Annotated in this window: 23 protein-coding genes and 3 pseudogenes; 7 read left to right on the forward strand and 19 right to left on the reverse strand. The window is 37.7% G+C overall.

Going from position 1 to position 22,326, the window contains the following annotated elements; all coding sequences use genetic code 11:
• The 4 genes from ACQRCC_RS01720 to ACQRCC_RS01735 form a co-directional block, all read left to right on the forward strand.
• On the forward strand, positions 1–1,070 hold a 1,070-nt coding region (locus ACQRCC_RS01720; RefSeq protein ID WP_427849095.1), incomplete at its 5' end, for a hypothetical protein.
• Positions 1,054–1,380 (forward strand): hypothetical protein, encoded by a 327-nt coding sequence (locus tag ACQRCC_RS01725; RefSeq protein ID WP_427849096.1) that lies wholly within the window; start codon positions 1,054–1,056, stop codon positions 1,378–1,380. The genes ACQRCC_RS01720 and ACQRCC_RS01725, both read left to right, overlap by 17 nt.
• Before the next feature lie 222 nt (positions 1,381–1,602).
• Positions 1,603–2,391: a hypothetical protein gene (locus ACQRCC_RS01730; RefSeq protein ID WP_427849097.1), complete on the forward strand. Its 789-nt coding sequence runs from the start codon at positions 1,603–1,605 to the stop codon at positions 2,389–2,391.
• Between the two features lie 549 nt (positions 2,392–2,940).
• A complete protein-coding gene (locus ACQRCC_RS01735; RefSeq protein WP_427849098.1) occupies positions 2,941–3,819 on the forward strand; it encodes a hypothetical protein in 879 nt (292 codons plus the stop codon).
• A gap of 42 nt (positions 3,820–3,861) precedes the next feature.
• On the opposite strand, the gene mcrC is transcribed toward ACQRCC_RS01735, so the two are convergent.
• From mcrC to ACQRCC_RS01755, 4 genes are all read right to left on the reverse strand, one after another.
• Positions 3,862–4,893, reverse strand: a complete 1,032-nt coding sequence (mcrC, locus tag ACQRCC_RS01740) for a 5-methylcytosine-specific restriction endonuclease system specificity protein McrC (RefSeq protein ID WP_427849099.1) — start codon at positions 4,891–4,893, stop codon at positions 3,862–3,864.
• Positions 4,890–7,007, reverse strand: coding sequence for an AAA family ATPase (locus ACQRCC_RS01745; protein WP_427849100.1), 2,118 nt, complete (start codon positions 7,005–7,007; stop codon positions 4,890–4,892). Before ACQRCC_RS01745 ends, mcrC begins: the two co-directional genes overlap by 4 nt.
• Positions 7,008–7,356: 349 nt before the next feature.
• Positions 7,357–8,007 carry a recombinase family protein gene (locus tag ACQRCC_RS01750; protein ID WP_427849101.1) on the reverse strand — a complete coding sequence of 217 codons (651 nt, stop codon included), beginning with the start codon at positions 8,005–8,007 and terminating at the stop codon, positions 7,357–7,359.
• A 159-nt stretch (positions 8,008–8,166) separates the two neighbouring features.
• Positions 8,167–8,706: a hypothetical protein gene (locus ACQRCC_RS01755; protein WP_427849102.1), complete on the reverse strand. Its 540-nt coding sequence runs from the start codon at positions 8,704–8,706 to the stop codon at positions 8,167–8,169.
• Between the two features lie 544 nt (positions 8,707–9,250).
• On the opposite strand from ACQRCC_RS01755, the gene ACQRCC_RS01760 reads away from it, so the two are divergent.
• Together ACQRCC_RS01760 and ACQRCC_RS01765 are read left to right on the forward strand one after the other, a co-directional pair.
• Positions 9,251–9,718 (forward strand): hypothetical protein, encoded by a 468-nt coding sequence (locus ACQRCC_RS01760; protein WP_427849103.1) that lies wholly within the window; start codon positions 9,251–9,253, stop codon positions 9,716–9,718.
• Positions 9,719–9,737: 19 nt separating this feature from the next.
• Positions 9,738–9,914 carry a hypothetical protein gene (locus ACQRCC_RS01765; RefSeq protein WP_427849104.1) on the forward strand — a complete coding sequence of 59 codons (177 nt, stop codon included), beginning with the start codon at positions 9,738–9,740 and terminating at the stop codon, positions 9,912–9,914.
• A 150-nt stretch (positions 9,915–10,064) separates the two neighbouring features.
• Here ACQRCC_RS01765 and ACQRCC_RS01770 read toward each other — a convergent pair.
• The 5 genes and pseudogenes from ACQRCC_RS01770 to ACQRCC_RS01790 form a co-directional block, all read right to left on the reverse strand.
• Positions 10,065–10,228: pseudogene (locus ACQRCC_RS01770) on the reverse strand (DUF188 domain-containing protein); the annotation flags it as partial.
• Positions 10,229–10,534: 306 nt separating this feature from the next.
• Entirely contained in the window at positions 10,535–10,972 is a 438-nt protein-coding gene (locus ACQRCC_RS01775) for a hypothetical protein (protein WP_427849105.1), read from the reverse strand.
• A gap of 122 nt (positions 10,973–11,094) precedes the next feature.
• Positions 11,095–11,400: a hypothetical protein gene (locus ACQRCC_RS01780; protein ID WP_427849106.1), complete on the reverse strand. Its 306-nt coding sequence runs from the start codon at positions 11,398–11,400 to the stop codon at positions 11,095–11,097.
• Between the two features lie 417 nt (positions 11,401–11,817).
• Positions 11,818–11,943, reverse strand: a pseudogene (locus tag ACQRCC_RS01785) (sporulation transcriptional regulator SpoIIID); the annotation flags it as partial.
• 138 nt (positions 11,944–12,081) lie between these two features.
• On the reverse strand, positions 12,082–12,891 hold the full coding sequence (locus tag ACQRCC_RS01790) for a CPBP family intramembrane glutamic endopeptidase (protein ID WP_427849107.1): 810 nt from the start codon (positions 12,889–12,891) through the stop codon (positions 12,082–12,084).
• A 193-nt stretch (positions 12,892–13,084) separates the two neighbouring features.
• Between ACQRCC_RS01790 and ACQRCC_RS01795 the strand changes: the two genes are divergently transcribed.
• Complete coding sequence (locus tag ACQRCC_RS01795; RefSeq protein ID WP_427849108.1) at positions 13,085–15,004, forward strand: sensor histidine kinase; 1,920 nt, start codon at positions 13,085–13,087, stop codon at positions 15,002–15,004.
• Positions 15,005–15,008: 4 nt separating this feature from the next.
• Here ACQRCC_RS01795 and ACQRCC_RS01800 read toward each other — a convergent pair whose 3' ends face one another.
• The 10 genes and pseudogenes from ACQRCC_RS01800 to ACQRCC_RS01845 all read right to left on the reverse strand — a co-directional run bounded on the left by ACQRCC_RS01800 (position 15,009) and on the right by ACQRCC_RS01845 (position 22,321).
• The gene (locus tag ACQRCC_RS01800; RefSeq protein WP_427849109.1) at positions 15,009–15,725 is read right to left on the reverse strand and encodes a LytR/AlgR family response regulator transcription factor; all 717 of its coding nucleotides are present in this window, start codon (positions 15,723–15,725) and stop codon (positions 15,009–15,011) included.
• A gap of 241 nt (positions 15,726–15,966) precedes the next feature.
• Positions 15,967–16,092: pseudogene (locus ACQRCC_RS01805) on the reverse strand (sporulation transcriptional regulator SpoIIID); the annotation flags it as partial.
• 63 nt (positions 16,093–16,155) lie between these two features.
• Complete coding sequence (locus ACQRCC_RS01810; protein ID WP_427849110.1) at positions 16,156–16,848, reverse strand: hypothetical protein; 693 nt, start codon at positions 16,846–16,848, stop codon at positions 16,156–16,158.
• A gap of 19 nt (positions 16,849–16,867) precedes the next feature.
• A complete protein-coding gene (locus tag ACQRCC_RS01815) occupies positions 16,868–17,149 on the reverse strand; it encodes a hypothetical protein (RefSeq protein WP_427849111.1) in 282 nt (93 codons plus the stop codon).
• Complete coding sequence (locus ACQRCC_RS01820) at positions 17,146–17,850, reverse strand: ATP-binding protein (protein ID WP_427849112.1); 705 nt, start codon at positions 17,848–17,850, stop codon at positions 17,146–17,148. Before ACQRCC_RS01820 ends, ACQRCC_RS01815 begins: the two co-directional genes overlap by 4 nt.
• Positions 17,801–18,292, reverse strand: coding sequence for an AlbA family DNA-binding domain-containing protein (locus ACQRCC_RS01825; protein ID WP_427849334.1), 492 nt, complete (start codon positions 18,290–18,292; stop codon positions 17,801–17,803). The genes ACQRCC_RS01820 and ACQRCC_RS01825 overlap by 50 nt, the downstream gene beginning before the upstream one ends.
• A 362-nt stretch (positions 18,293–18,654) precedes the next feature.
• Complete coding sequence (locus ACQRCC_RS01830; protein ID WP_427849113.1) at positions 18,655–18,807, reverse strand: hypothetical protein; 153 nt, start codon at positions 18,805–18,807, stop codon at positions 18,655–18,657.
• 237 nt (positions 18,808–19,044) lie between these two features.
• Complete coding sequence (locus ACQRCC_RS01835; RefSeq protein ID WP_427849114.1) at positions 19,045–19,941, reverse strand: YitT family protein; 897 nt, start codon at positions 19,939–19,941, stop codon at positions 19,045–19,047.
• A gap of 110 nt (positions 19,942–20,051) precedes the next feature.
• On the reverse strand, positions 20,052–21,161 hold the full coding sequence (locus ACQRCC_RS01840) for an MATE family efflux transporter (RefSeq protein ID WP_427849335.1): 1,110 nt from the start codon (positions 21,159–21,161) through the stop codon (positions 20,052–20,054).
• A 155-nt stretch (positions 21,162–21,316) separates the two neighbouring features.
• Positions 21,317–22,321: a LacI family DNA-binding transcriptional regulator gene (locus ACQRCC_RS01845; protein WP_427849336.1), complete on the reverse strand. Its 1,005-nt coding sequence runs from the start codon at positions 22,319–22,321 to the stop codon at positions 21,317–21,319.
• Between the last annotated feature and the right edge of the window lie 5 nt (positions 22,322–22,326).

Genomic DNA, 22,326 nt, shown 5'->3' on the forward strand with positions numbered 1-22,326 from the left:
TCAGTAAAGACACTCTGGATGATTTGATGATTTCTCATAAGGAATACTTCAACGAACACACCAACGAATACTATTTGGCACTTACAGATGATAAATTATCGAGAACTTTTACCAAGGAACTTACAGATGATCCCGAAGTCAATGGAAAACTCACCTTAAAATTGATGATTATGCCATCTTTTAGCAGACGTGTTGCAATGATTCGACAGACTGGTATGAAAATCAAGGATAAAGGAAACATCAATGGCTTAATCCCATTTGCAGGTACTCTGTTCATTGAGGGCGATGCCATTAACTCTTATCTTCGTGGATTAGAAAATCCCCAGCATCTTGAATGGGAGGTAGAACGTGCTGAAAACAAGAGTAAAGCTAAACGCCTTCTTACTACCTTGACCCGTTTTATCAAAGCATCTCTAGATGAAATGAAAAACGACGAAAGCGAGGACGCACTTGATCCGACTGTTGGCGAATATCTCTCTGCCAGTGACTTCGAGAAAGTTCATAACCAGGAACGCACTGAAGCCCTGCAGGATAACATTAAAGATATTAAAATTCGTGTGACCGAAGTTGTACCTAAGCCATCTGATACACAGACCAGTGAACCCGGTAAAACTCTTATTGACGATGATGACGGTGATATTATTGTTACTGATCTTCCTGGTGAGGGAGGTAGTGGTAGTCAAGGTCACTGTGGACACGGTGGCGGTAGTAATCCCGGTTATGGCGGCGGCGATATTCCCGTAGAACACCGCAAGAAATTATCAGCTATTTCTGCAATCAGCGTTCGCAATGTGGTTAATAACAAAACATCCGGTGAGTACACAATTGTATTTACTCCTAGCGCATCTGCTACAGACGGTGTTTTAGAAGTGTTCATGTCTGCCGAATCTCAGAACTATGAAGCACCTATTGTTGCGGTATCTTGCTCCCAATGTCCTGCTTTGAAGTTTTATAAAAACAGAGTTACAAACCTGACATTTACCGAGAAAAATGCATTAAGACTTAATATCCAGCTTGATTATCACGACTACTGTTCATTGGAGGTGAAAGCGTATGGAAATCAAATATAAATTATATCCATATCCTGTGCTGTCCTCTTATTCAAATGATTATGCAACTGGTGCTTTTGATGTAACCATTGATATTATCCGTGATGGTTATGATCTGCGTATTGACTTCCTTGCAACCCTTACTTGCCAGAGCCTTCAGGACTGCATCAAACAGGGAACTGTAAAATATGTGTACCACTTGGAGTGCCCACAGACATCAAAAAATGACGAGGTCGTAGAATATTCCATGGGTAGAACAATGTCACCTATGATGGTAGCTGAATATCAGTTACAGCTACCTGATAAAGATGTGTTACAGAAAAAATCGTAAGAGTGGGGTAATATTCCTGCAATTGAATAAAACTGGAAAAGTATCACCAACAATCAAAAAAATATTTACCTAAAACCTCAAATCTTTTATGCTTCTGATAAACAACAATTGATTGATATGTATCAAATTATCCTATGATCAAAACATATTTCTCAGGAATATAAGAAGACTTATTGTCAATTAAAATGAGATTCTGAGAGCAGAATAGTAGAAAGGCAAAATATGAATCTTCAAAATGATTATGAAATAGTAGCAAATGACGAAACAATATCTTTTGACCACTATATAAAACGATTATTTGAAATTTGCAACGATTGCAACAGAGAAGTTTATCTTTCAGAAATATTATTACCTCTATTATCTATGTGTTGCCCTAAAGGAATTAAGGTAGTACCTGTTTTCGATGATAGGAAAGTAGGTAAAAACACTGAAGAAGACACTGACAGCAAGAGAAGAATGAGCATCATATGTGCACATTATGGAACAGATAGTTATGTTGTTCCAGATTTCATTTTTGTCCCTCTTGAGTATTCGTTTATAAACCCATGTAAACCATATCTGATGGTAGAAACTAAGCTACCATCTTTCCCCAAGTACAAAAGAGATTTAAAAAAACTATATAATTGCCCATTAGAAGATACTGTTAATAAATTTAAAGATTCCGAACTACTACCTGAAATAAACGCTTGCGACTGTAACTTAGTACTCTACACCGACGGAATCACATGGATGTTTTTGGAACACTCCCAAAATGAAATTAAAAACAAATACGATACCATCAAATTTGTTAACCAATACGAATACCATGCCAAAAGACATACTGGACGACGAATTGATACAAAGCGTGTTTATAAACAAATCGATTTATCTTTTTGGGATCCTTCTTTGAAAACTTGTGAAATTGAAACTCAACCAGATGAATGGAATCAATTAAAAGAACAAATCACTAAGATACTCAAAGAAATCCTTGAAACGAATTCTCAAACATCCCCAACCAATAATATAATGTAGACATTTTATAGACGAAGGAAATGGGAAGCCTTGATTTATAAGGCTTCCCGTTGTTTTTACATCACTCCATTTCAATCAGCTCTGAGTCAATCCGTAAATATGCCTCCAGCCTGATTTCATTCCAGTCGAAGTAGCTTTCCACTAATTCTCTTTTCATAATCGTGTCCCTTTCTGCCCTCTTCCTGTGTAAGGGCAAATCCATTCGACAATTTCTGCAATTACAATTTCAACCGTACATGGCAGGAAATGCAACTTATTAACAACCGTACTGCAACTACCTACATTTACAATTTTTTTGCATAGGATATTATCAAGTCTCGCTATTAATTTTGAGACTCAAACACCAAAGCGGAACTAAGTTCCGCTTTGGATCTCCTTTTCTGGCATTACTGAGCATATAATTGTAACAAAATAGAGAGTTTTATTTGGAGAATAATATGAGAAAGTAAAGGGGCAATAAAATTGTTTCTATTTTGTCCCTTTACTTGCGCAATATGGAGGAATAGAATTAATTGTAGGAAAATTACATGAAGAAAGGCTGAAGTAGATATGAGCAATGCAGAAGAGAATAATAAAAGTCACATGATTTTTTGTGGTGAAAAGGATATAGATTATACACAATCAAATAACTATGCTTTTTTAAACTGGGATTTTGATAATTCGCTTGGTGGAAAAAATAATGTTGCTCAATTTATACAAGATAACTTTGTGATGGGAAATGCATATATGGGAAATGCAGTATTAAGTTTATATTCGATTTTATATAGCGGTAATTATTGCTCAACAGCAGATACTCTTATTTTCCCGATTATGTTTGATCTCTGGCATGGAGTAGAACTTTGGCTAAAAAGTAGTGTAGATGCGATATATTACTTTCTGGGAATTAACAATAAAATAAAGAAAAGCCATAAGATCTATGAGTATTTAGAAGTTTTAGAAGAAGAACTGAAAAAATTAGGTATGGAGCAGACAATAGATATTGCATTATCAGAATTGATTAAATTGATAAAAGAATTTCAACGTGTAAATGCTAATTTTGATTTTGCCAGATATTCTTTTAATGGAAAAAGGACGTATCAATTTTATAATGCTCCTCTAGGAGAAGACGAGCAGTGGCAAAAGAAAGAGAAAAATAAAGATGAACGAATGCACGTTGATTGGATATCAGAAATGCCAATTGTACCGAATACTTGTGTGGATTTACAAGAATTACTTGTTATTATTTTAGGACTTGTTGATAACTTTAGAACTTTTGTAGAATACTTAACACTGGTAATAGTTGAAGGGGGACAATTGACAGATGATGCATACAAGAAATATTTGAAAGAACGTGAAAAAACTCAAAAAAATATGGAAGAATGGGATAACAACGAGGGAGACATGGACATAAAAGCAATGATGAAATTTGTATATTCGCATATTTTATAGTTCAGATTAATTTTTGAGGGGAAGTATTGATCCCCTCAAAAATTAAGAGAAGTTATCTTTAACAATAGAGTTTAAGTCTTCAGAAATTTTTGAAAAATCCTGATTTAAATTCAATGCACGCACAGAAATCTGATTTCCGCTCATTTGGTATGTGTTATTGAGAATAACATCTTCATCAGTCTGGGCATAGAGAATCATTCCAGAAACGGTATGTTTCAACTCTCTTAATTCAAATTCCTTGTTTTTCACATATGTAAAAATCTGATAGAGGTTATTGGAATGCAAGGTATTTGTTCCATATTGCTGCTGAGTCATATGTGAATAATATTTTGCATCGATAATGAGGATATTGTTTCCCTGAGACAACATAATATCAGTTTGCATTTTAGGAAGCAATTGGTTCTCAGAATCATCAAGTTGCCAGGCAATCTGTGAGGCATTGGCAGATAGTTCTGGATGTTCTTTGCGATAGTATTCAAGCAAAAATTTCTCATATAAACGGCACATACGCTGTTCATCAAAAAAATCCATTATTTTTGTGGTACCGTCGTTCTGTGTCTGGAGAAGTCCGTTATAAATCAGATAACAGATTCCAATTAGCATTTGATAACTTTGATTGGAACGATTATAATGTTGGTTCCAATTTACGAAACGTAAATCAATTTCGTTAACATCAGAAAAAAATAATAATAGATTCCGTAGACTCTTTTTTCGTGTATTTGTGATATTGGCCTTAAGAAGCAATAACATTGTAGATTTAATAATCTGGTTAAATTGTGTATTAGTTGAAAATTCATCGTATGTACAAATCATTTGCTTCTTCAGCAGAGTCTGAGTTTTAATGGATTCAGAAATATTAAGTTTTCCCTGTAGTGTAGAAAGAGGTTCTGATTTTAGCAGATAATCTCTTCCTAAGCCTCGTTTTAGCTGCACGCTAATGCCCTTATCAAGAATGGCGGCACATAATTCAGCGGTATTATGAAAATTTTCTGTAGCCAGATCTTTGTAATTTTGTGCTTGTAATGCTTGAAAAGCGTAGGACAGCATATAATAAATATTTTGTACAGGAATCATTTAACAGCACTCCTTAGTCGATCAGACCAATCTACGATTTTTGCGGACTCATCAAACCAATATTCTTTTAAAAGTGGAATCAATTCGTATTCTACAATGGATGACAAAGTTTGTGTGTTGGCGGTCTCTGGTGTTAAACCACAAAAATAACTGTGACCAATACTGAATCCTTCACCTAGTGATATATCTTCTGCTATCTTGGAATTGAGCTGTTTCACACAAGCAATTAATTTGTTAAAGGCATCACTTTTTAGATAATCTTGATAAGCTTGAAAACCAGGCGCATTAAATCCCGGTTTCATAGTAAAAAATGAAAAACGTCGTCTTAAAGCATAATCTAACATAGCAAGACTACGATCAGCAGTATTCATCATACCAATAATGTATACATTTGCGGGTACAGAGAAATTCTCATCAGAATATAACAATTGCAGTTCAATACCACGCTTATCTTTTTCAATCAGCATAAATAATTCACCGAATATTTTACTTAAATTACCACGATTGATTTCATCAATGATAAAGAAATAATCATTTTCATCATCTTCTTCTGCCAGTTTGCAGAATTTGTAAAAAGAGCCCTTTTTAATTGTGAATCCATTTTCGGTTGGTCGGTATCCTTCAATAAAATCCTCGTAGGAGTAACTCTGGTGGAATTGGATCATTTGAACACGGTCAGGATTTTTTGCACCGATAATGGAATAAGCAAGTCTCTTGGCAGTAAATGTTTTTCCAACGCCAGGTGCGCCTTGTAAAATAATATTTTTCTTCATTTTTAAGACATTTACCAGTGTTTTATAATCTTGTTCATTCATATACACATCTGAGAGAAAATCTACAGAAGAGTAAGTTGGATAGTCTATTTCTGGTTGTGTGTCTACATCATCCAATTCGTCTGGAGCAAAGATGGCGGTAAGTTTTTCAATATAATCTGTGTATGGAGTGATATCAGTTAAGCGTTTAGCTACTGCATTACCAGGATGTTCCCATTCACCAACTTGAAGCCACTTTACAGTGCGGACATTTTTATATTCTTGCCGAAGATCATCAAAGACATAACTTCCAGTGACAATACCTTTACCAACAAGAGTGTTGCTGCGTTTCGCAAAAATCACATCATTAACTGATACTGTATTCGCAAAATTCCATGCCATCAAAGCCTGATTTTTTCGTGAAGTGCTACTGTCGTACACATCTATTAGTTCTTGACGGAGAGCTTCTTTGGAAGCAAATTGGGAATAATCACCGATATCGTCCATACCTAAAACCATGATTCCTTTTTGTTGGCATTCATTCCAACTTTTATCATCAAAGACGGTATACATCCAGTAGTGAGTTTTATGTTTTTTATCGGAAAGAGTATTTGTGTCAGAATCATCAGTGTCATTAGTGTATCCTACATTTTTCCCGTAAATATGAGCAAAAACGACTCCTGGAACATTGCATTTTCTGGCATATAATGAAATTTGTCCCATGCGAATGAAAGGAATATCACTTGGTTTTTGATTTAGGAAATGCAATACTCTTAGCTGAATATCTTGACCATAAAATGGAGCGAATAATGCTGGAAAGAGCATTTGGTAATATTTCATGCGCCATACCATATTGATTCCTGGGATATGTTCCAGTTGTTTATAGAGTTGTTCATAATCTTCTTCAGAATCTAAAGGACCAAAAGAAGATATTATTTCAGCACCTTCAACCAGGTCGTTGCGCATTTCATCTGCTTTTTGTATTGCTTCAGCTTCAGTAAGAAGCACAGGCTTTAATGGTGAGCCACATGTCCAACTCTGATTTTTCTTATGATAAAATAATCCAAATTTGTAGGCTGCTCCGCCGGAAATACTTCCAAATACTTCACGAATATCTTTGTCCATTTCAAGCATATAGCAGAGATTGGTTTTACTTCCTTCGTCATTATAAAACAAAGAAGTTAACAAGTTCTTTCCAGAAAGAGATTTTAAGCGTTCTATTCCAAAAAGATTCATAAAATTTTCTCGTAGCTCACCAGCCTTGTGAGCAAATGAAATCCATTCTGGAGTCTGAGATTCGCTAAAAAACCATTCAGGAGAATATTTCCCTGATCCATTTTCTGTTATCTGAATGTTTGACATAATATACCTCCGAATTTATAAACTAGAATTAGTATATCATTTAACTGCAGCCGTGTCATAGATTATCGAAAAATAGAATTATATTGATATTGAAAGAGAAGAGCAAGATCCACCCGGGTAATACCGTATCGTAATAATCGTAGATAATATTCGAAAATTAAGAATACTATATTGGCTGCATTGAAAATGTAAGCAGGTAAAAATTGAATATTTTTTACAGAGCATCTGGCAGAAGCCGGGTGCTTTTTTTGAAAATTTTTAAAGAAAATATCATGTAAATGGTGCGAAAATCTCAGTCATTACTAATGCTTTAATAAAAAGCGGAACTAAGTTCCGCTTTTCTCTCCAATTATTCTGGTATCTCAGGATGTCTGTCCAAATACTTTCGCCGATAACGATAGAATGTTGTATGTGATAATCCCAATTTCTTCCGTAGTTCTGTCGGTGTAACCTCTCCAGCAATCACTTGAGAAAATGCTGCATCAAACTTATCCTCATCGATTGCTGCTGGTCTTCCATAATCTTCCCATTCGCCCCGAAGTTTTTTCATTGCAATACCTTCTCTCTGACGCTTTTCTTTTTTCTCAATTTCTGCCTGAGCCATAGATGCATATAGTTCCAGCATCATATTATTGATAGTCTCCATCATCAGGTAAGCCATAGTGTTATCCATGTTTGACATATCCATCAATGTAGTCGGCAACTCCAGTACCATCAACCGTACGCCCATTTCCTGTAATCGTCGGATTTGCCCCATGGTATCCTTCTTATTCCTGCCCAACCGATCGAGTTCCGTAATAATCAAGACATCTCCTGGTCGAAGAACGTCTTCTACCAGTACAGTATATCTCGATCTGTTGAAATTTTTCCCTGTCTGCTGATCAGTAAAGATGTTTTTCAGGTCCATCTCATGTCCTTCGCAGTATTGCCTTATCTCTTGGATTCCCCTGTCAAGATGCTGTTCCTTGGTGCTGGTCCTGTGATAACCGTATACAGCCATTTTCGCTCTCCCCCTTCTACGAATGTACCAAAATGTATGCATCTCTTCTGGAATATTCCCAAAATTGTATTCCATACATTTCGGTACATAATTTACATATCATTTTCCATATTCCAAATTGTGTACTTTTTGGTACATGCTACTCGCATTCTTTTATTATTACTCCCACCAATTGGTATTTATAGATGGAGATACATAATTCTCAGTATAGCAAAAGATATCCAAAGCGTTATTCCACTCTTCAATTTTTTCTAATTCCTCTTTCAACTCACCAATTTGAACATTTGGATCACGTTTCTTTGCCCAATCCTTGAAACGATTATAATCATCTTCCAGCCCTTTTTTTTCAATTTCTAACTCTTTTATACGTTCCGGAAGATCGTCCAGAAACATTCCATTTTCTTTTATGTATTCTATCTCTTTTTCCATTGCTTCGATGAGGCAGATTTTCTCACAGAAGTAATCCATATCCCCCAGTTCTTCTGCAGAGTATCTTATAATATTTACTTTGGTTCTTCTGCTCATCCAATTATCCAGTAACACCCATTCATTAAAATTCTCGTTGTTGCATTCAGTTAGGTCTCCAATAAAAGCCTGCAGAAATTCTCGAATGGTCATACCTGCCCGTGCTACTCGCTTTTCTAAAATTTTCTTTTGATCATTGTCTGTTAAGATACCTTGCATATTATATAATTCCATGTTCTATTCCTTCCTTTCGCCTACAAATTGTTTACAACAGTACTATCTAATCCCATTATAGCAGATACCTACATTTACATTTTTTTGCACAGGAGATTTTCAAGTCTCACTATTATTTTTGAGACTTATACGCGAAAGCGGAACTAAGTTCCGCTTTGCATTGTTTTAGATTCTTTTTTGATTCTTCTTTGTACTCTTAATTTTGGGGGTTCCCAACAATTTATATCCCATTTCATACAGCTCGATATTGATTTCTATCACATTATGTTTATCGAATTCCATACATTTCCTCAAAAATTCTTCACGTCTTTTCTCCTCGAACGATAAATGATATGTCGATTCAAAGCATAGCCCGCCAGCCGCAAACAACTGCTCCGCTTGCTCAAGATTTGTTTTTAAGGCAAAGCATAACGACCATAAATAATTTCTATTTGCAGGGATTAACTCTTTCTTCAACTTTGATAACGTAGATTTGTTCAAATTCGCTCGTCTTGCAATTTCTGCATCTGTCTCCCCTTTTTCATTTCTTCGTATACTTCTGCAAATGATGGAAAACATTCAAGATGACACCATTTCCTGTTATTTTCCGAAAAAATATCCCATAAACAAGAGACAACTAGTCATCCAGGATCTTTCTAACCTTTTAAATTCAGAAAAAACATACCATCCTGCGCTAATTATGGAATATATATTATTCCAGATGATTAACTCCAAAATCGAATATTGTATCGATAATAAAACAAGCACAATTGCAATGTTACCAGCAGCAGAGCGAGAATATCTACTTGAAATTTTCAAAAAAGAATACGATACCTATGAAGAAGCACTAGAAATATTAGAAAATCTTGAAGATTTGCAAGCCTATCCGGATTTTCTTTTTGAGGACTATGATTTTAACCTGTTGGACGAAATGAGTGAAGAAGAGTTATTTCACTCTCCGCTCAACAAACTTCTAGACATTGGTTCAATAGAATTTGTTATCTATGTTCCTGGAAAGATCAATTTTTCATAATTTTCTGGAGGTGAACTACATGAGTTTCGATTTAAGCTTCAAAGAAGCATATGATCAAGGTACAGAAGAAATAGCACTTAAAGTCTTCACAAAACTTATCAATGGGGGGATGAGCGCTGAAAAAGCTCAAGAAATTGTCAATATAACCGACGAACAACTAGAAAAATTTCTTCAAATAATAAAAGAGACTGTCTAGAGATTTTTGAGAAAAAACATCTTACCCTATCAACCTTATAAAGGGGAGACTTTTATAAAAAGTCTCAATTAAGAAATGCCAGTTCCGGCAAATGCGGGTCTGGCGTTTCTTCGTATATCCTCCTAAGATCGTATCTCGCCTGTTCCATGTTTTCCCCAGCGATTCTTCAAATCGTTTATCATCTTCCTCTGTCCGTTTTGAAGGTTCTTTCAAATGATGCTTTTCTTTGCGTTTCTGGCTTTCTTCACCAGATGACGTTCCATCAACATCTGATTAATATTTTCATTTGTATACCATTTACCGCTCTGTTGGATACCACAGGACAAGCAGCCGCATCTACCAATATCCTCATTTTTTTCCTTTCGTCATATCATAACTTTCCCCTCGTATTGGAAATCAATTGATTAAAAGCATCACAACACCACCTAAAACATTGATTATTTTTAATCATTTTTTAAAATCCGCGACGGTATTAAGATAAAAAATGTGTCTTATTATATAAGGGAGTACCGAGTACGTCTCGCCCGGGGAATTGCCTCCGGATCCGGAAGGGCGGCAGCTACTCCCGCCACAACCAAAAGGGGGGGCGACCTATTTAGGCGCCCCGCATCCCGTGTTGATTACGATGTAATATTGTCATCATCAATCTCCTGTTCCGACATTTCCATGAATTCGTCATACAAAGCATCTAATACGATAATAAACTTATCAGCGTTTTCTTGAGCATTTACCATTTCATCTACCGACCACCCTTCCACAAATTTAAACCAGAAGACCCAGCATGCCAAATCACACGCTTCCCTTATAATATCAAGCATGATTTTCTCCATCACATTCTGGAAATCCATCACGTTCTTAGTTGGCAACTTTTGATATAATTCTAATGGTGACTTATTCTCTTCCTGCTCACATTCATACATTTCTTTCATAACAGATGACACAACTTTTTGACTCTCTTCCGGCATTTTTAGGTATTCCCATAATACCTCTATCACTTTTATATCCGTATCCCTGCGCAACGGCGGGAATTGAACGAATTCCGAATTTATATTGTTCAATGTGATTTTCTCCTCTACTACTTCAAAATCAATCATCCATACACTACATTACATGCATTTCAGGATACAAAAGCGGAACTAAGTTCCGCTTTTGCTCTCCTTTTGTGGAACTACTGAGCAGACTACAATGATGCTTCTGGAAAAATTTCAGAAAAATCATGTTCCACTTTTCCGGTTCCAAAACTCATAACCAAAAACTTGTACATTCTTTCCATCCGCTCCCACTTCTTCTGTACATCATATTTTACAGCATAATGGATTTCCAGAAAATCTTCTCCTGCCTCATACGTTAACCCCAAACCATCCGGAATCAGCGGATGTGGCTGGATGCCATCTGCCCGGATTACCATATCATCTTCGGTTATAGTAATCCTAATTGTCTTACCATTATAAATTCCTCCATACATTTCCTTTGCAATACCTTTCATGTTGTTATTCTCCTATTCTTATTATTTTTTAACTTCTCGAACACAATATTGTTAATCTTTTTCATATTATTTTACCAAGTTATATTCGTGCACAAATTTTATTCCCCCCCCGCTCTTTAGATTGCTTTCGAGAAGTTATGTCTTAAGTATATAAAATATTGCTCTGGTTCATTTTTTTGCACAGAAAAAATGCTGTAGTTATATTGGTAGAAATTCAAAGATAAATACAAAAAAAGATGCTGTACTAACAATTGTCCGGCATCCTTTACCAGCCTTCTATTAAAGGAAACGTTTTTTTCGCGAATATATATAACATCCGATTTCACAAAAAACACCTTCTTATACAAGAAGATGTTTTTCAAAAATTCATTATTCTATTTTTCACCTATTTTACCACCCACAATAATCGTTCTATTTTGTTACTACCATATGTATGGTACTCTTGCTTACCCCAAATTTCTTTGCTGTCTGCCTCACTGTCGCTTTATGCTCGATGATATAATATGCAATTTCAACCGCCCTCTCCTCAATATAATCTTTCATACAAAACCCCTGCATTCATTGTTTTTACAATGTATGCAGGGGTAGGTAGCAATATGCGGTAGTAACAATAGTAACATCTATTCTTTTATTAATAGCATATAGCAAAATGAACATTTCTTAGCTGAACTTATATTTTTGCTAACTCCAGAGTTTCTGAATTTCTTCCTTTTTCCTGAGCATCAAAATACCCCATACCAGGCTGATCAGCATCGCAGACAGAAGAATAAGCAAAGAGAGCAGATTCATACTGCCTTCGCCTGCCGCCACTTCCAGCGTCGCCTGGGGCATCTCAAAAATTCCTTCAATTCCGCTTGCAAAATCAATCAGTCCATGGATAATTGCAACACTCCAGAGATTCTTCGTCCGAATAAACACTGCTGCAAACACGATACCAAGAATTGTGGAATAGCTAACCTGTAACAATGTAGTTGCGACACCTTGTCCACTGAAAAGATTGCCGAGATGCAGCACACCAAAAATCACCGACGACCACAGCACAGACTTTAACACTTTCCTGTTGTCATCTTTCCAGTGATACATCATGTGCCCCACCAGAAATCCCCTTATAAGAACTTCCTCATACAGGCCTACAATTGCATATTCTGATAATGTCATTACAAATCCATCCAATACAATCGGACGGGAAAAATCTGTCCCAATAAGATTTAAAATCATCACCAGCAGAAGCGGCCAGCCAAACAGGAATCCTTTCAACATATTTTTCGTCCGGAAATAGAAACAAAAATCTCCCCGGTAAATTTCGCGCATTATGAGAATCACTATCAAAAGAAGTGAAAGTCTCAAAAATGTAGCATCATAAGAAAATCCTGTCTTTCCCAGAAACGCTGTAGAAAAAGTCTTATACCCCAGAATCATAAATACCAGCATACCAAGACACCAGAAAACAGGTGCTTTTTCATCAGCAAGCTTTCTTAAAAATTTGGTCATGGATTTACTCCTCCTTTTTATTTATTTGTTTCAGATATTTTAATACGAAGCCTGCCATCAGTCTATATCACCTGCAAAACAGGACAAAAAAACGTCAAAAATAGACAAATACTGCAAGTTGCAATTTATTGACAGAATAATGTCAGGACTGATACACTAAAAAGTAGAAATGACACACAGAGAGGTAATTATTATGAAACGCATTATGATTCTATTATCCGCCGTACTTCTGGCTCTTTTTCCCTGCATTCTGTCTGCAATAGCTGTTTTTTACTATACAATGCCTATGGAAGATTCCTCCTACGATCTTTCTCTGCTCCCCCAGGACGGCCAGGAATGGGAAGGTCCAAAAGGCTGGACTGTTTTTACTTCAGAAAATGGTGAAACAACCGTCCTAACCTCCAATGGCATCGGCGGATATTCAGGACTGTCTTATGCAGGACAAACTTTCTATTTCTCACGTAAACTTACAGAAAAACTGGATAGTCCCACACTTCGTATCGGTACTGCAAATCGTTCCATCAGTGTGTTTCTGGATGACACATTGCTTTATACAGACTGTCCTGAGAGTTCTGAAAAACACATAGGAGAACTTTCTCTTCCCATGCAGGAATACGACCGTGCAGAACCTATAACCATTTCCCTGCCTCACAATTACATGAACCGGACACTTACCATTGCACAGTCAAGCCCCTTAGTTTCTGAAACTCTGACGGATAACGAAACCGTTTATCCCTGCGAAATTACCCTTTACTGCGGATACTCTTACGAAAGTGGTCTTATTGCCTCGGCTACATCCATAATGATTCCCTCTGTGCTATTATTTGCCCTTGAAATCATTCTTCTGGCTGCATTTATCTGGGGAGCTTCTCTTGGACGTTTCAGTGCATCGCTGGTCGTCCTTGCTGTTGCTGTCATGCTTCAAATGTTCAGCGTACTGACAAAAGCCGATTTCTTTCCACAGTATTTCGGAGAGTTTCCTGTGGACCTGCAAACCATGACCTTTCATTTCTCCATTGGCGTACTCCTGATGTTTCTTTCCATATATGCCGGCCGGGTTCGACTCTTATTTCTCATACTGGCATTGGTACAATGTCTGAGTACAGGGTTTGCTGCCATAATACAGACCGGTGCCGTTCTTTCCTACGGCAGATGGTATCGATTTTTTATCGAACTGCCCCAGATTACAGGATTTCTTGCTCTGTTTCTCTCTATACTCTGTGCTTTTATTCTCTGGCACAGGGAGAATAAATTTTTCAGTTACTTTACTCAGACTGCCATTCTGATCACTTTGGGATATGCTTCTTTCTTACTGATCAGCATTCCCCTGATTCCCGGCTACACTTCCAGTGTACTCTCGCGAATCGCAGGTGATTTTTCCCTCCTTCTGCCTGTATTCTCACTGAAGATTGTCTGGGTTCTCTGTCTTTTGTCCAGCCTTGCAGCAGTAATCATCGAATTACTGGAGAAGGAATCCCAGCGGAAAATAGAAGCTTCCGTGCTGTCTGCCAAAAACAGACTTACTCTGGAAAGTTACGAAAATCTCCGACTGCAGTCTGATGAAATCATGATGCTTCGCCATGACACTAACAGGCATTACACCATGCTTCGCTCAATGGCCGAAAACTCCCCGGAAAAGTTATGTGCTTATCTGGATAAGCTAGTGGATCAGATCCAGAATGTCCGCCCTGTTGTTACAAGCGGGAACGAAATGCTCGATATTATCATCAATGGAAAACTGGCCATTGCTGCAGAAAAAGGAATTCATACAGAAATCTCCCGGGCAAGTGCTCCGAAAAAGCTTCCGCTTCACGACACAGAGCTTTGCTGCCTGATTATGAACATCCTTGACAATGCCATTCAGGCTGCATCCCATCCTGCCATAAGCAATCCCAGAATTCGTCTGGATTTCCACTGCAAAGACCAGCATTTCATATTCTCCTGCGAAAATTCCACAGCAGCGGATTCTTCCGGACACAAAAAAAAGCCTGCTCCCACTCACGGGTATGGGCTTAAGATTATCCATCAGATTATGAAACAATGGGGTGATATGGTTTCCGTCCAGGAGGAAGAAGGAACATACAAAATATCTGTTGTCATTCCTCTCTCCTGATGATTCATTCTTCCATATACTCAAAAAAATATCGGCGCACTTCCTTAATACGATATTTGCTTACCGGAATATACACTCCGTTTACCAATTCTATCTGCGCAGTACGAAGAGTTCGGATAAAACGGCAGTTTACCAGAAAACTCTGGTGACATCGGACAAACCCGGAACCAGACAACATTTCTCCCAGCCGGTCAATAGAAAGAGCTGTATCCCACTCCTCCTGTACCTGGGTAATATGGCTCTTTCTTCCTTTAATCTCCACATAAATAATTTCCTCAGGTGTAACTTTTCTGATTCCGCCGGTAATTGGAAACATAAGCTCCTTCTTTTTATTTTTATCGCCGTAGCAGAAAACTATGGCCTCCCGGAGGTATTCCTTTTCCAGTGGTTTTGCAAGATAACGCACCGCAGATACCTCATATCCTCTAAGTGCCATATCTCTGTTGTTGGAGATAAATACGATGGGAAGATTTTGCTTCTCACTGCGAAGATATCGCGCCAGCTTCATTCCATCCATCTCAGGCATCATTACATCCAGGAAAAGCATATCAAAGGACATTCCGTTTTTTAATTCCTGCAAAAGAAGGTTTCCGTCTGCAAAACAAATTATTTCTGCATCTATTTTCTCCATTTCACAAATTTGCTCTGTCATTTCTGCAATTTCTTTTCTATCCTTCTCATCATCATCACAGACAGCTATGCAAAATGGCTGTACCTTCATTTCGCGCACCTCTTTCACTCATATATTTGATATCAGAAATACTATACCACAATATAGCCGTTTTTGCCATGCAAATGACAACAAGAAGAAATAACCCCTTTTTCCAGGTCGCAGGAACCTGTCTCGTCTTGCGCAAGATTTTTAAATTTTCTAAGAAAAAACAATTCGTATCACTCATGTGTTTTGGAATCTCCTCCATTTTATATGACCACAAATATACTTCTCACAAACCGTTCTATTTTGTTGCTACCATATGTATAGTACTCTTGCTTACCCCAAATTTCTTTGCCGTCTGCCTCACAGTCGCTTTATGCTCGATGATATAATATGCAATTTCAACCGCCCTCTCCTCAATATAATCTTTCATACAAAGATAATTTTATCTGGTTCTTTTCTGATTATCACTCCACGAACTCCCCCCTACCTTCTACTAATTGAAAGGCAATTCATCATCCTCGTCAAAATCAGGATTCAGGAAATATTCCCCCACGTACTCATCATACTCCTGAATTGCCTTATCAACCTCTTTTTTCTCCTTTTCCTTCCCCATTGCTTCATATAATTTTGAAGCAGCAACAAACATGATTTCATTTTCATCGAAGCACTTTGATTTATCCATAATAAATCTGTCTACCATTGTTTCAGCCTTATCGTATTCTTTTGTGTCTATAAATGTATATACTCCTGCCGTTGCCGCCACGACATTCTCCGGTTCCTGTCGTATCCATTTTTCGCAGAATTCTACAGCCTCTTTTGTTTTTCCCAATTCACGAAGCACAGTAGCTTTTCTAAATTTAATATCTGAATCAGAATATTCCGGCCAGCTAAACACTTCAAGCAAATCATTACACATCTTTAAGAGAGTTTCATATTCTTTTCGCATATCAATTTCATCAAGACAATCTTCCAACCATCCCTGGATATCAAATGCATAATCCGTAGCATCGTCTATCATCTCTAATTCCGATACGAATCCCGGATTATTCTTTCGTTCTTCCAAAATAATCTCTTTCATCAGGTCAAATGCCTTCAGCCAGCAGCTACTGTCTTTTTCAGCTCCGATCATGTTCATATAACATTTCTCTGTAAGTCTATCAAATTGTTCCCATTTCTTATTCTGCATATCCCTATCTCCCTGTATTTTACAATGATTTAATCAGCGTACCGCTTTTCTTTGCACTCATATAAACGTCTTTAAACTGTTTTTCCATATTTTTCCCAATTACAATGTTATATGGCATAACCAAACCATCTGAAGTAATCACATCTCGAAACGGAATAAAAGTTGCTTCCATAGAATCCAAACTTTTTGCATTTGCCATATCCTTAACTTTTTTATTTACTTTGCATTTTTCGTTTACGTAGTCAAGAAACGGTAACCACAGTTTATAAAATAATTGTCCATCTTTTTCTGAAAGTGTCATTTCTTTTGTTCCTCCAGTTCATTTTTCAGTAAATATTTTCTAGCCTTTCGTTCGCCTTCAACAATCAACAGATTTTGTTCGACCATTCCTTTCAATAAACGCTTTGTAGTAGAATCCGCTAATCCTAGCAATTCTCTTGCTTCCTTGTTAGTTATAGAACCTTTTTCTTTAATATATGTTATTATTATTTCCTGCCTTTCAGCTTTTATCGGCTTTTTATCGGCTTCTATCGGCTTTTTATCGGCTTTTTCCTCAGACCGATAAAAGCAAACAACAAATCCTGTCTTCTTTTTTTGAAATTCATATCGCACTCCAGCGCTTTCACAAGCGTCCGCAATACGTTTTAACCCCGTTCCAAAACTCTCAATATCTTTTGAATAATACAAAATTCTAGCTATTTTCGGATTCCTTCGAACCGGACGTTCCACTCGTTCAATATAATCCTGCGGTTCTAATCCTTCTGGAAATGTACCTGGGTTATATATTTCAACACGATCTTTATAAATTGCCACTTCATTACTTTCTCCGGAAGAGTAATCCTTATGACAGAATGAATTTAACAATGCTTCACGAATTGCATCAACCGGAATCTCAGGTATTTCTGTTCTCTGTAATTCTCCGGTAAACTCAACCCGCCAATGAATATTGCTTTTAATATAGTTTTCCGCAATATCCACAAGTTTTAAGTACCTTTCCGGCATTTAACAGCTTGTCCCCTTCATTTAATTCCAATTGATTCAAAACTGTATTCTTATTCGTATAAGAAATTGCAATTCTCCCTGCATCATGTGCATGAACCATATATTTTTTTAGCAACTCTTCATCAGCCACCCTGATTCTCGCCACATTATACGCAAAATATGGTCTTTGATCTCCTGAAAATTTTACATGAATACAGTCTCGTCCATCTAAAACAACCTTATTGATTTCTGGATATATTCTCGGTTCAATGAAATTTTTAATTTTCTGGCTTACTTCCCGCAAAGACTCTTCTGTTACAACTTGTCCAATTACAGTGCCATCATTCTTTACACCAAAATAGAGTTCTCCATACTGATGTTTATTCAAAATCGCACAAATAGAATGCATTGCTTCTTTTAATTCACCTGTTGATTTTTTAAATTCTAATGTTTCCGTTTCAATTCCTAAATTCTATGACTATTTTCGTCTTTCTAGAACTAATTTTAACTGATTTGTAGTCATAACTCAAGCACTACAAAAGCAAAACAAGAGACTCTACGTATCTTTTAGGCAGAATCCGCCTCCTCACATTCCATTTCCCGGTCAACCTGACATACCATATATTTTCTTGATTGAATGTAGAAATAACTGGGAATTACCAAACAACAAGCGGCTATCAATATCACATTCATACGAATCAAAAATAAGATATAATTCAAATTTTTTAAATATCGATGAAGCAGATTATACTGCACGACCAAAGAGTGCATTCGTTCCGGTATAGAGAGCAGAACAGCCTCTGCTGTAAACATATGCATTATTACCTATGTATTATTTTCTTCCAACCAATGCGAAATGTCTAACACCAATTCATCCCCCTCTATTTTTAACATCTTATCCACCTTAACATCTGTAATAACATCTTCTTGCGTTGTTACTTCCGTAACCAAGTTTCTTAATTCAAATCCCTCATCCAAATGCACATCCAAACATCTTTTATATCGGTTTGTCCAATATGACTTCCTTTAAGACTAAAATACCTCTCATTGTATACTGTTTTGAATAGCAAAAAAGCACCAATTTCTTGATGCTTTAAATACAGATTATATTCCACAGATTGACGGTTTCTGGTTCTTCTGATCCTGCTTTTCTATGGCATTCATCCACTGCAGCATCAAGCTCTTCCTGAGTGTACTCCGAATAAAATTCTCCGCCTACAAACGTTTTTCAAAGTTTCCATCCACAGAACATCCTTCCGTAAATATCATAAATGCATGTGGGTCAATACTATGCACAATTCTCTTAATCTGTGCAACTTCGTATTTTGAAATCATTACCAATAAGATATAAGAAGTCTGATGTGTATATGCTCCTTCTCCATCCCAGTTTGTCACACCACGCCCAGTCTGTTCCATGATTGCCTGTGAGATACCAGTCTTCTTCGTAAAGATCATTACACTTGTATTAATATTCTGAATATGTACCTTGTCAACGATCAGTGAGTATACCGTTGCAAAAATCAATGAATAGATTACCATTTCGATATCGTAGATAAAAAAGCATACTGCATACACAAATACGTTGATAGCAATACTCACTTTTCCTACGCTGAAATCAGGAAATTTTTTGGTACAGCAGACACCGATAATATCCTGTCCGCCTCCTGCCATTCTACCACGAAGGATAAAACCACCGCCAACTCCGGCAACGATACCGCCAATGATACTTGCTGTCAGATAATCTTCCACGAGCGGTACCCTTGGAATCGGAACTATCATCAATGTAATCGTCAATACAACCACGGCAATCAATGATTTGAACGCATATTCTTTTGACATTACTTTATACGCCAGATAAAATAACGGCACATTGATAAGGAAATAAAGAACACCCACAAAATTAAATGTTTCCGGGATTACAATGCCAAGCAGATTTTTCACTGCCCAATCTGCCAGCTGAGAGATACCCATGAATCCGCCACTGTATAATCCCATCGGCACGATCATCATATTAAAACCTATCGAATATATTAAACATCCTGCAATCGCATACAAATATTCACTTGATTTTTCTTTCTTTTTAGCATCAGTCAAGAAATTCATCACTATCATCGTTCCTTTCACTTCTCAACCAATTCTAGCATTTACTTTATCAATTTACAATGACATTTATTCTTGAGAGGTGGGCTTTTCTTTGCGTTTCTTTATTGCAGCACACGCCATCAAGAAATGTTACATACTTTTTTCACACATATGCAGCACATTGGCACGATATAGAGACATGCCATGGCCCATGCCGTCTGATCCGCACAGCAGATCGCAGTATATCCGTAATGTGATACAAATCCAAGGCTTACCACACATCTGGCAACCATTTCTGTCACTCCGGAAAAGATGGCACGCCCTGAGAATCCTAATCCCTGTACACTCATTCTGCAGATATTCAAAAGTGCAAGGCACCAGAAGAAATACCCCATATATCGCAGGTATTTTGCAGAGGCATCCAATACTTCCACTGCCTTTTTGCTGACAAACAACAGTGAAAGATTCCTTCCAAATACAATCATAATGATTCCGGCAATTACGCTATAGCCAACCGCAATAATGAGTGCATCCCTGATTCCGGTTCGAATTCTCTGTGTTTTGCCCGCGCCCAGATTCTGTCCACAAAAAACAGATACCGCCGATCCCACTGCGTCATATGGACACATCAGGAACTGCTTTATGCGCATGCCCGCAGTGAATCCTGATACGCAGACACTTCCCAGGCTATTATTGGCAGACTGCATAACCATGCTTCCGATTGCTGTAATCGAAAACTGCAGGCCCATCGGAAGTCCCATGAGTAAAAGATTCTTTATCTTATTTGCTTCCAGAATACAATGACGGGCCGCAGGCTTGAGAATCGTCACTTTTTTCCACACAAATATCACACACATAATACCACTCAGTGCCTGTGCTGTTATTGTCGCAATCGCTGCCCCTGCACATCCCCAATTCAACACCAGAATGCAAAAGAAATCCAGGCCGATATTGAGTATTGTTGAAATAGCCAGAAATACAAAAGGTGTTCTGCTGTCTCCGACCGACCGTAAAATACTGGACAGAAGATTGTATAAAATCGTAAAGGGAATTCCCAGAAAAATCACCAGCTGATATCGGTATGCATCACGATATATTTCTGCCGGAACTGAAAGAATATGTAAAATCCACGGGCACAGAAGCGCACAGGATATTGTCAGTACCACCGCCACTCCCAGCGCCAACAGCATTGCATGGAAAATATATTCCCGATCAGAAGCGGAACCGCAAACTGAAGTATTAACCGAAATGGTTTACCCTCTGTCATGTTTTTTGTCATAAAACTCCACCTTCTTTTACAAGTCTAATAGTTTTCCTCTCCCAACAACAAAATGGGCAAAAAATTCTTCCAAATTTCTTTGCCCATAAAGATCATATTATTCAATAATATACATCGTTATAATACCTAAAAGTCAGTCGTACACCTTTTCACAATTTCACAGGGCACACTCACATAAGTATCTATTTGCCCACCCCTCTCAAGAAGACAGATCATATGGTCAATCGTCGTCCTGCAGAGGACTTCCAGTTTACTGTCTATGGATGTCATCTCCGGTTCACATCCGATTGCAAGAATCGAATCATTATATCCTGCAATGGATAATTCCTCCGGAACCCGGATTCCTTTGACCCGTGCATATTTCAGTGCTCCCACGGCAATTCCATCGTCTGTTGCGACAACACTGTCAAACTCCAGGTTCTTATAGGCCAGCAGCATATCTCTCGTGTATTCAATATCATTCCTGGTCCGGAATTTCAGTTCCCCCCGTACCGGATATCCGGCTTCAGACAATGCAGCATCATAACCGGCCATCTTCTGTCTGGCACTAAAAGAATCTGAATCATACATAAAGAGAATCTGCTTTTTCCCGCGTCCGATTAATTTTCGTGTCACGTCATAGACGGCATGATAATCATCCGCACACGCGCAATAAATATTCTCTCCCTCTACCCGTCCATTAATCATAAATACCGGTGTAGATTCAGCCGCCTCACGAATGTAGTCTGTATCGAATTCACTCTTTCCATTTCCCGCATAACTGGAGCCTACCAAAACCAGTGTGTCAATTCTCTTAGACAACATCAGCTTCACATAGTCTTCCCGTTCTTTCTGTTCATAACCGCTGCACCCCAGGATACAGTCATATCCATACTGATGCAGATTATCTTCCAGATATGCAACCGCTTTCGCCATATATTGATCAGAAATATTGGGGCATATGATTCCCACTGTCTTCATGGAATCCAGACCTAAACCTCTTGCAAATACATTCGGTGTATACTCATGTTCCCGCATAACCGCAAGGACCTTTTCCTTTGTCTTTGGACTGACTTTCGGGCTTCCATTCACAACTCTGGATACGGTTGCAATGGAAACTCCGGAAAGTCTGGCAATATCATAAATATTAATGGTTC

Origin of the sequence: Sporofaciens sp. SGI.106, assembly GCF_050314255.1 — a bacterium.
Lineage (GTDB): Bacteria > Bacillota > Clostridia > Lachnospirales > Lachnospiraceae > Claveliimonas.

Coding starts and splice junctions, on each gene's coding strand:
- ACQRCC_RS01795 (WP_427849108.1), top strand. CDS start 13,085: ATGAAACGCATTATGATTCTATTATCCGCCGTACTTCTGGCTCTTTTT.
- ACQRCC_RS01735 (WP_427849098.1), top strand. CDS start 2,941: ATGAGCAATGCAGAAGAGAATAATAAAAGTCACATGATTTTTTGTGGT.
- ACQRCC_RS01765 (WP_427849104.1), top strand. CDS start 9,738: ATGAGTTTCGATTTAAGCTTCAAAGAAGCATATGATCAAGGTACAGAA.
- ACQRCC_RS01820 (WP_427849112.1), bottom strand. CDS start 17,850: ATGCCGGAAAGGTACTTAAAACTTGTGGATATTGCGGAAAACTATATT.
- ACQRCC_RS01750 (WP_427849101.1), bottom strand. CDS start 8,007: ATGGCTGTATACGGTTATCACAGGACCAGCACCAAGGAACAGCATCTT.
- ACQRCC_RS01810 (WP_427849110.1), bottom strand. CDS start 16,848: ATGCAGAATAAGAAATGGGAACAATTTGATAGACTTACAGAGAAATGT.
- ACQRCC_RS01745 (WP_427849100.1), bottom strand. CDS start 7,007: ATGTCAAACATTCAGATAACAGAAAATGGATCAGGGAAATATTCTCCT.
- ACQRCC_RS01780 (WP_427849106.1), bottom strand. CDS start 11,400: ATGAAAGGTATTGCAAAGGAAATGTATGGAGGAATTTATAATGGTAAG.
- ACQRCC_RS01725 (WP_427849096.1), top strand. CDS start 1,054: ATGGAAATCAAATATAAATTATATCCATATCCTGTGCTGTCCTCTTAT.
- ACQRCC_RS01815 (WP_427849111.1), bottom strand. CDS start 17,149: ATGACACTTTCAGAAAAAGATGGACAATTATTTTATAAACTGTGGTTA.
- mcrC (WP_427849099.1), bottom strand. CDS start 4,893: ATGATTCCTGTACAAAATATTTATTATATGCTGTCCTACGCTTTTCAA.
- ACQRCC_RS01730 (WP_427849097.1), top strand. CDS start 1,603: ATGAATCTTCAAAATGATTATGAAATAGTAGCAAATGACGAAACAATA.
- ACQRCC_RS01755 (WP_427849102.1), bottom strand. CDS start 8,706: ATGGAATTATATAATATGCAAGGTATCTTAACAGACAATGATCAAAAG.
- ACQRCC_RS01790 (WP_427849107.1), bottom strand. CDS start 12,891: ATGACCAAATTTTTAAGAAAGCTTGCTGATGAAAAAGCACCTGTTTTC.
- ACQRCC_RS01800 (WP_427849109.1), bottom strand. CDS start 15,725: ATGAAGGTACAGCCATTTTGCATAGCTGTCTGTGATGATGATGAGAAG.
- ACQRCC_RS01835 (WP_427849114.1), bottom strand. CDS start 19,941: ATGATAGTGATGAATTTCTTGACTGATGCTAAAAAGAAAGAAAAATCA.
- ACQRCC_RS01760 (WP_427849103.1), top strand. CDS start 9,251: ATGATGGAAAACATTCAAGATGACACCATTTCCTGTTATTTTCCGAAA.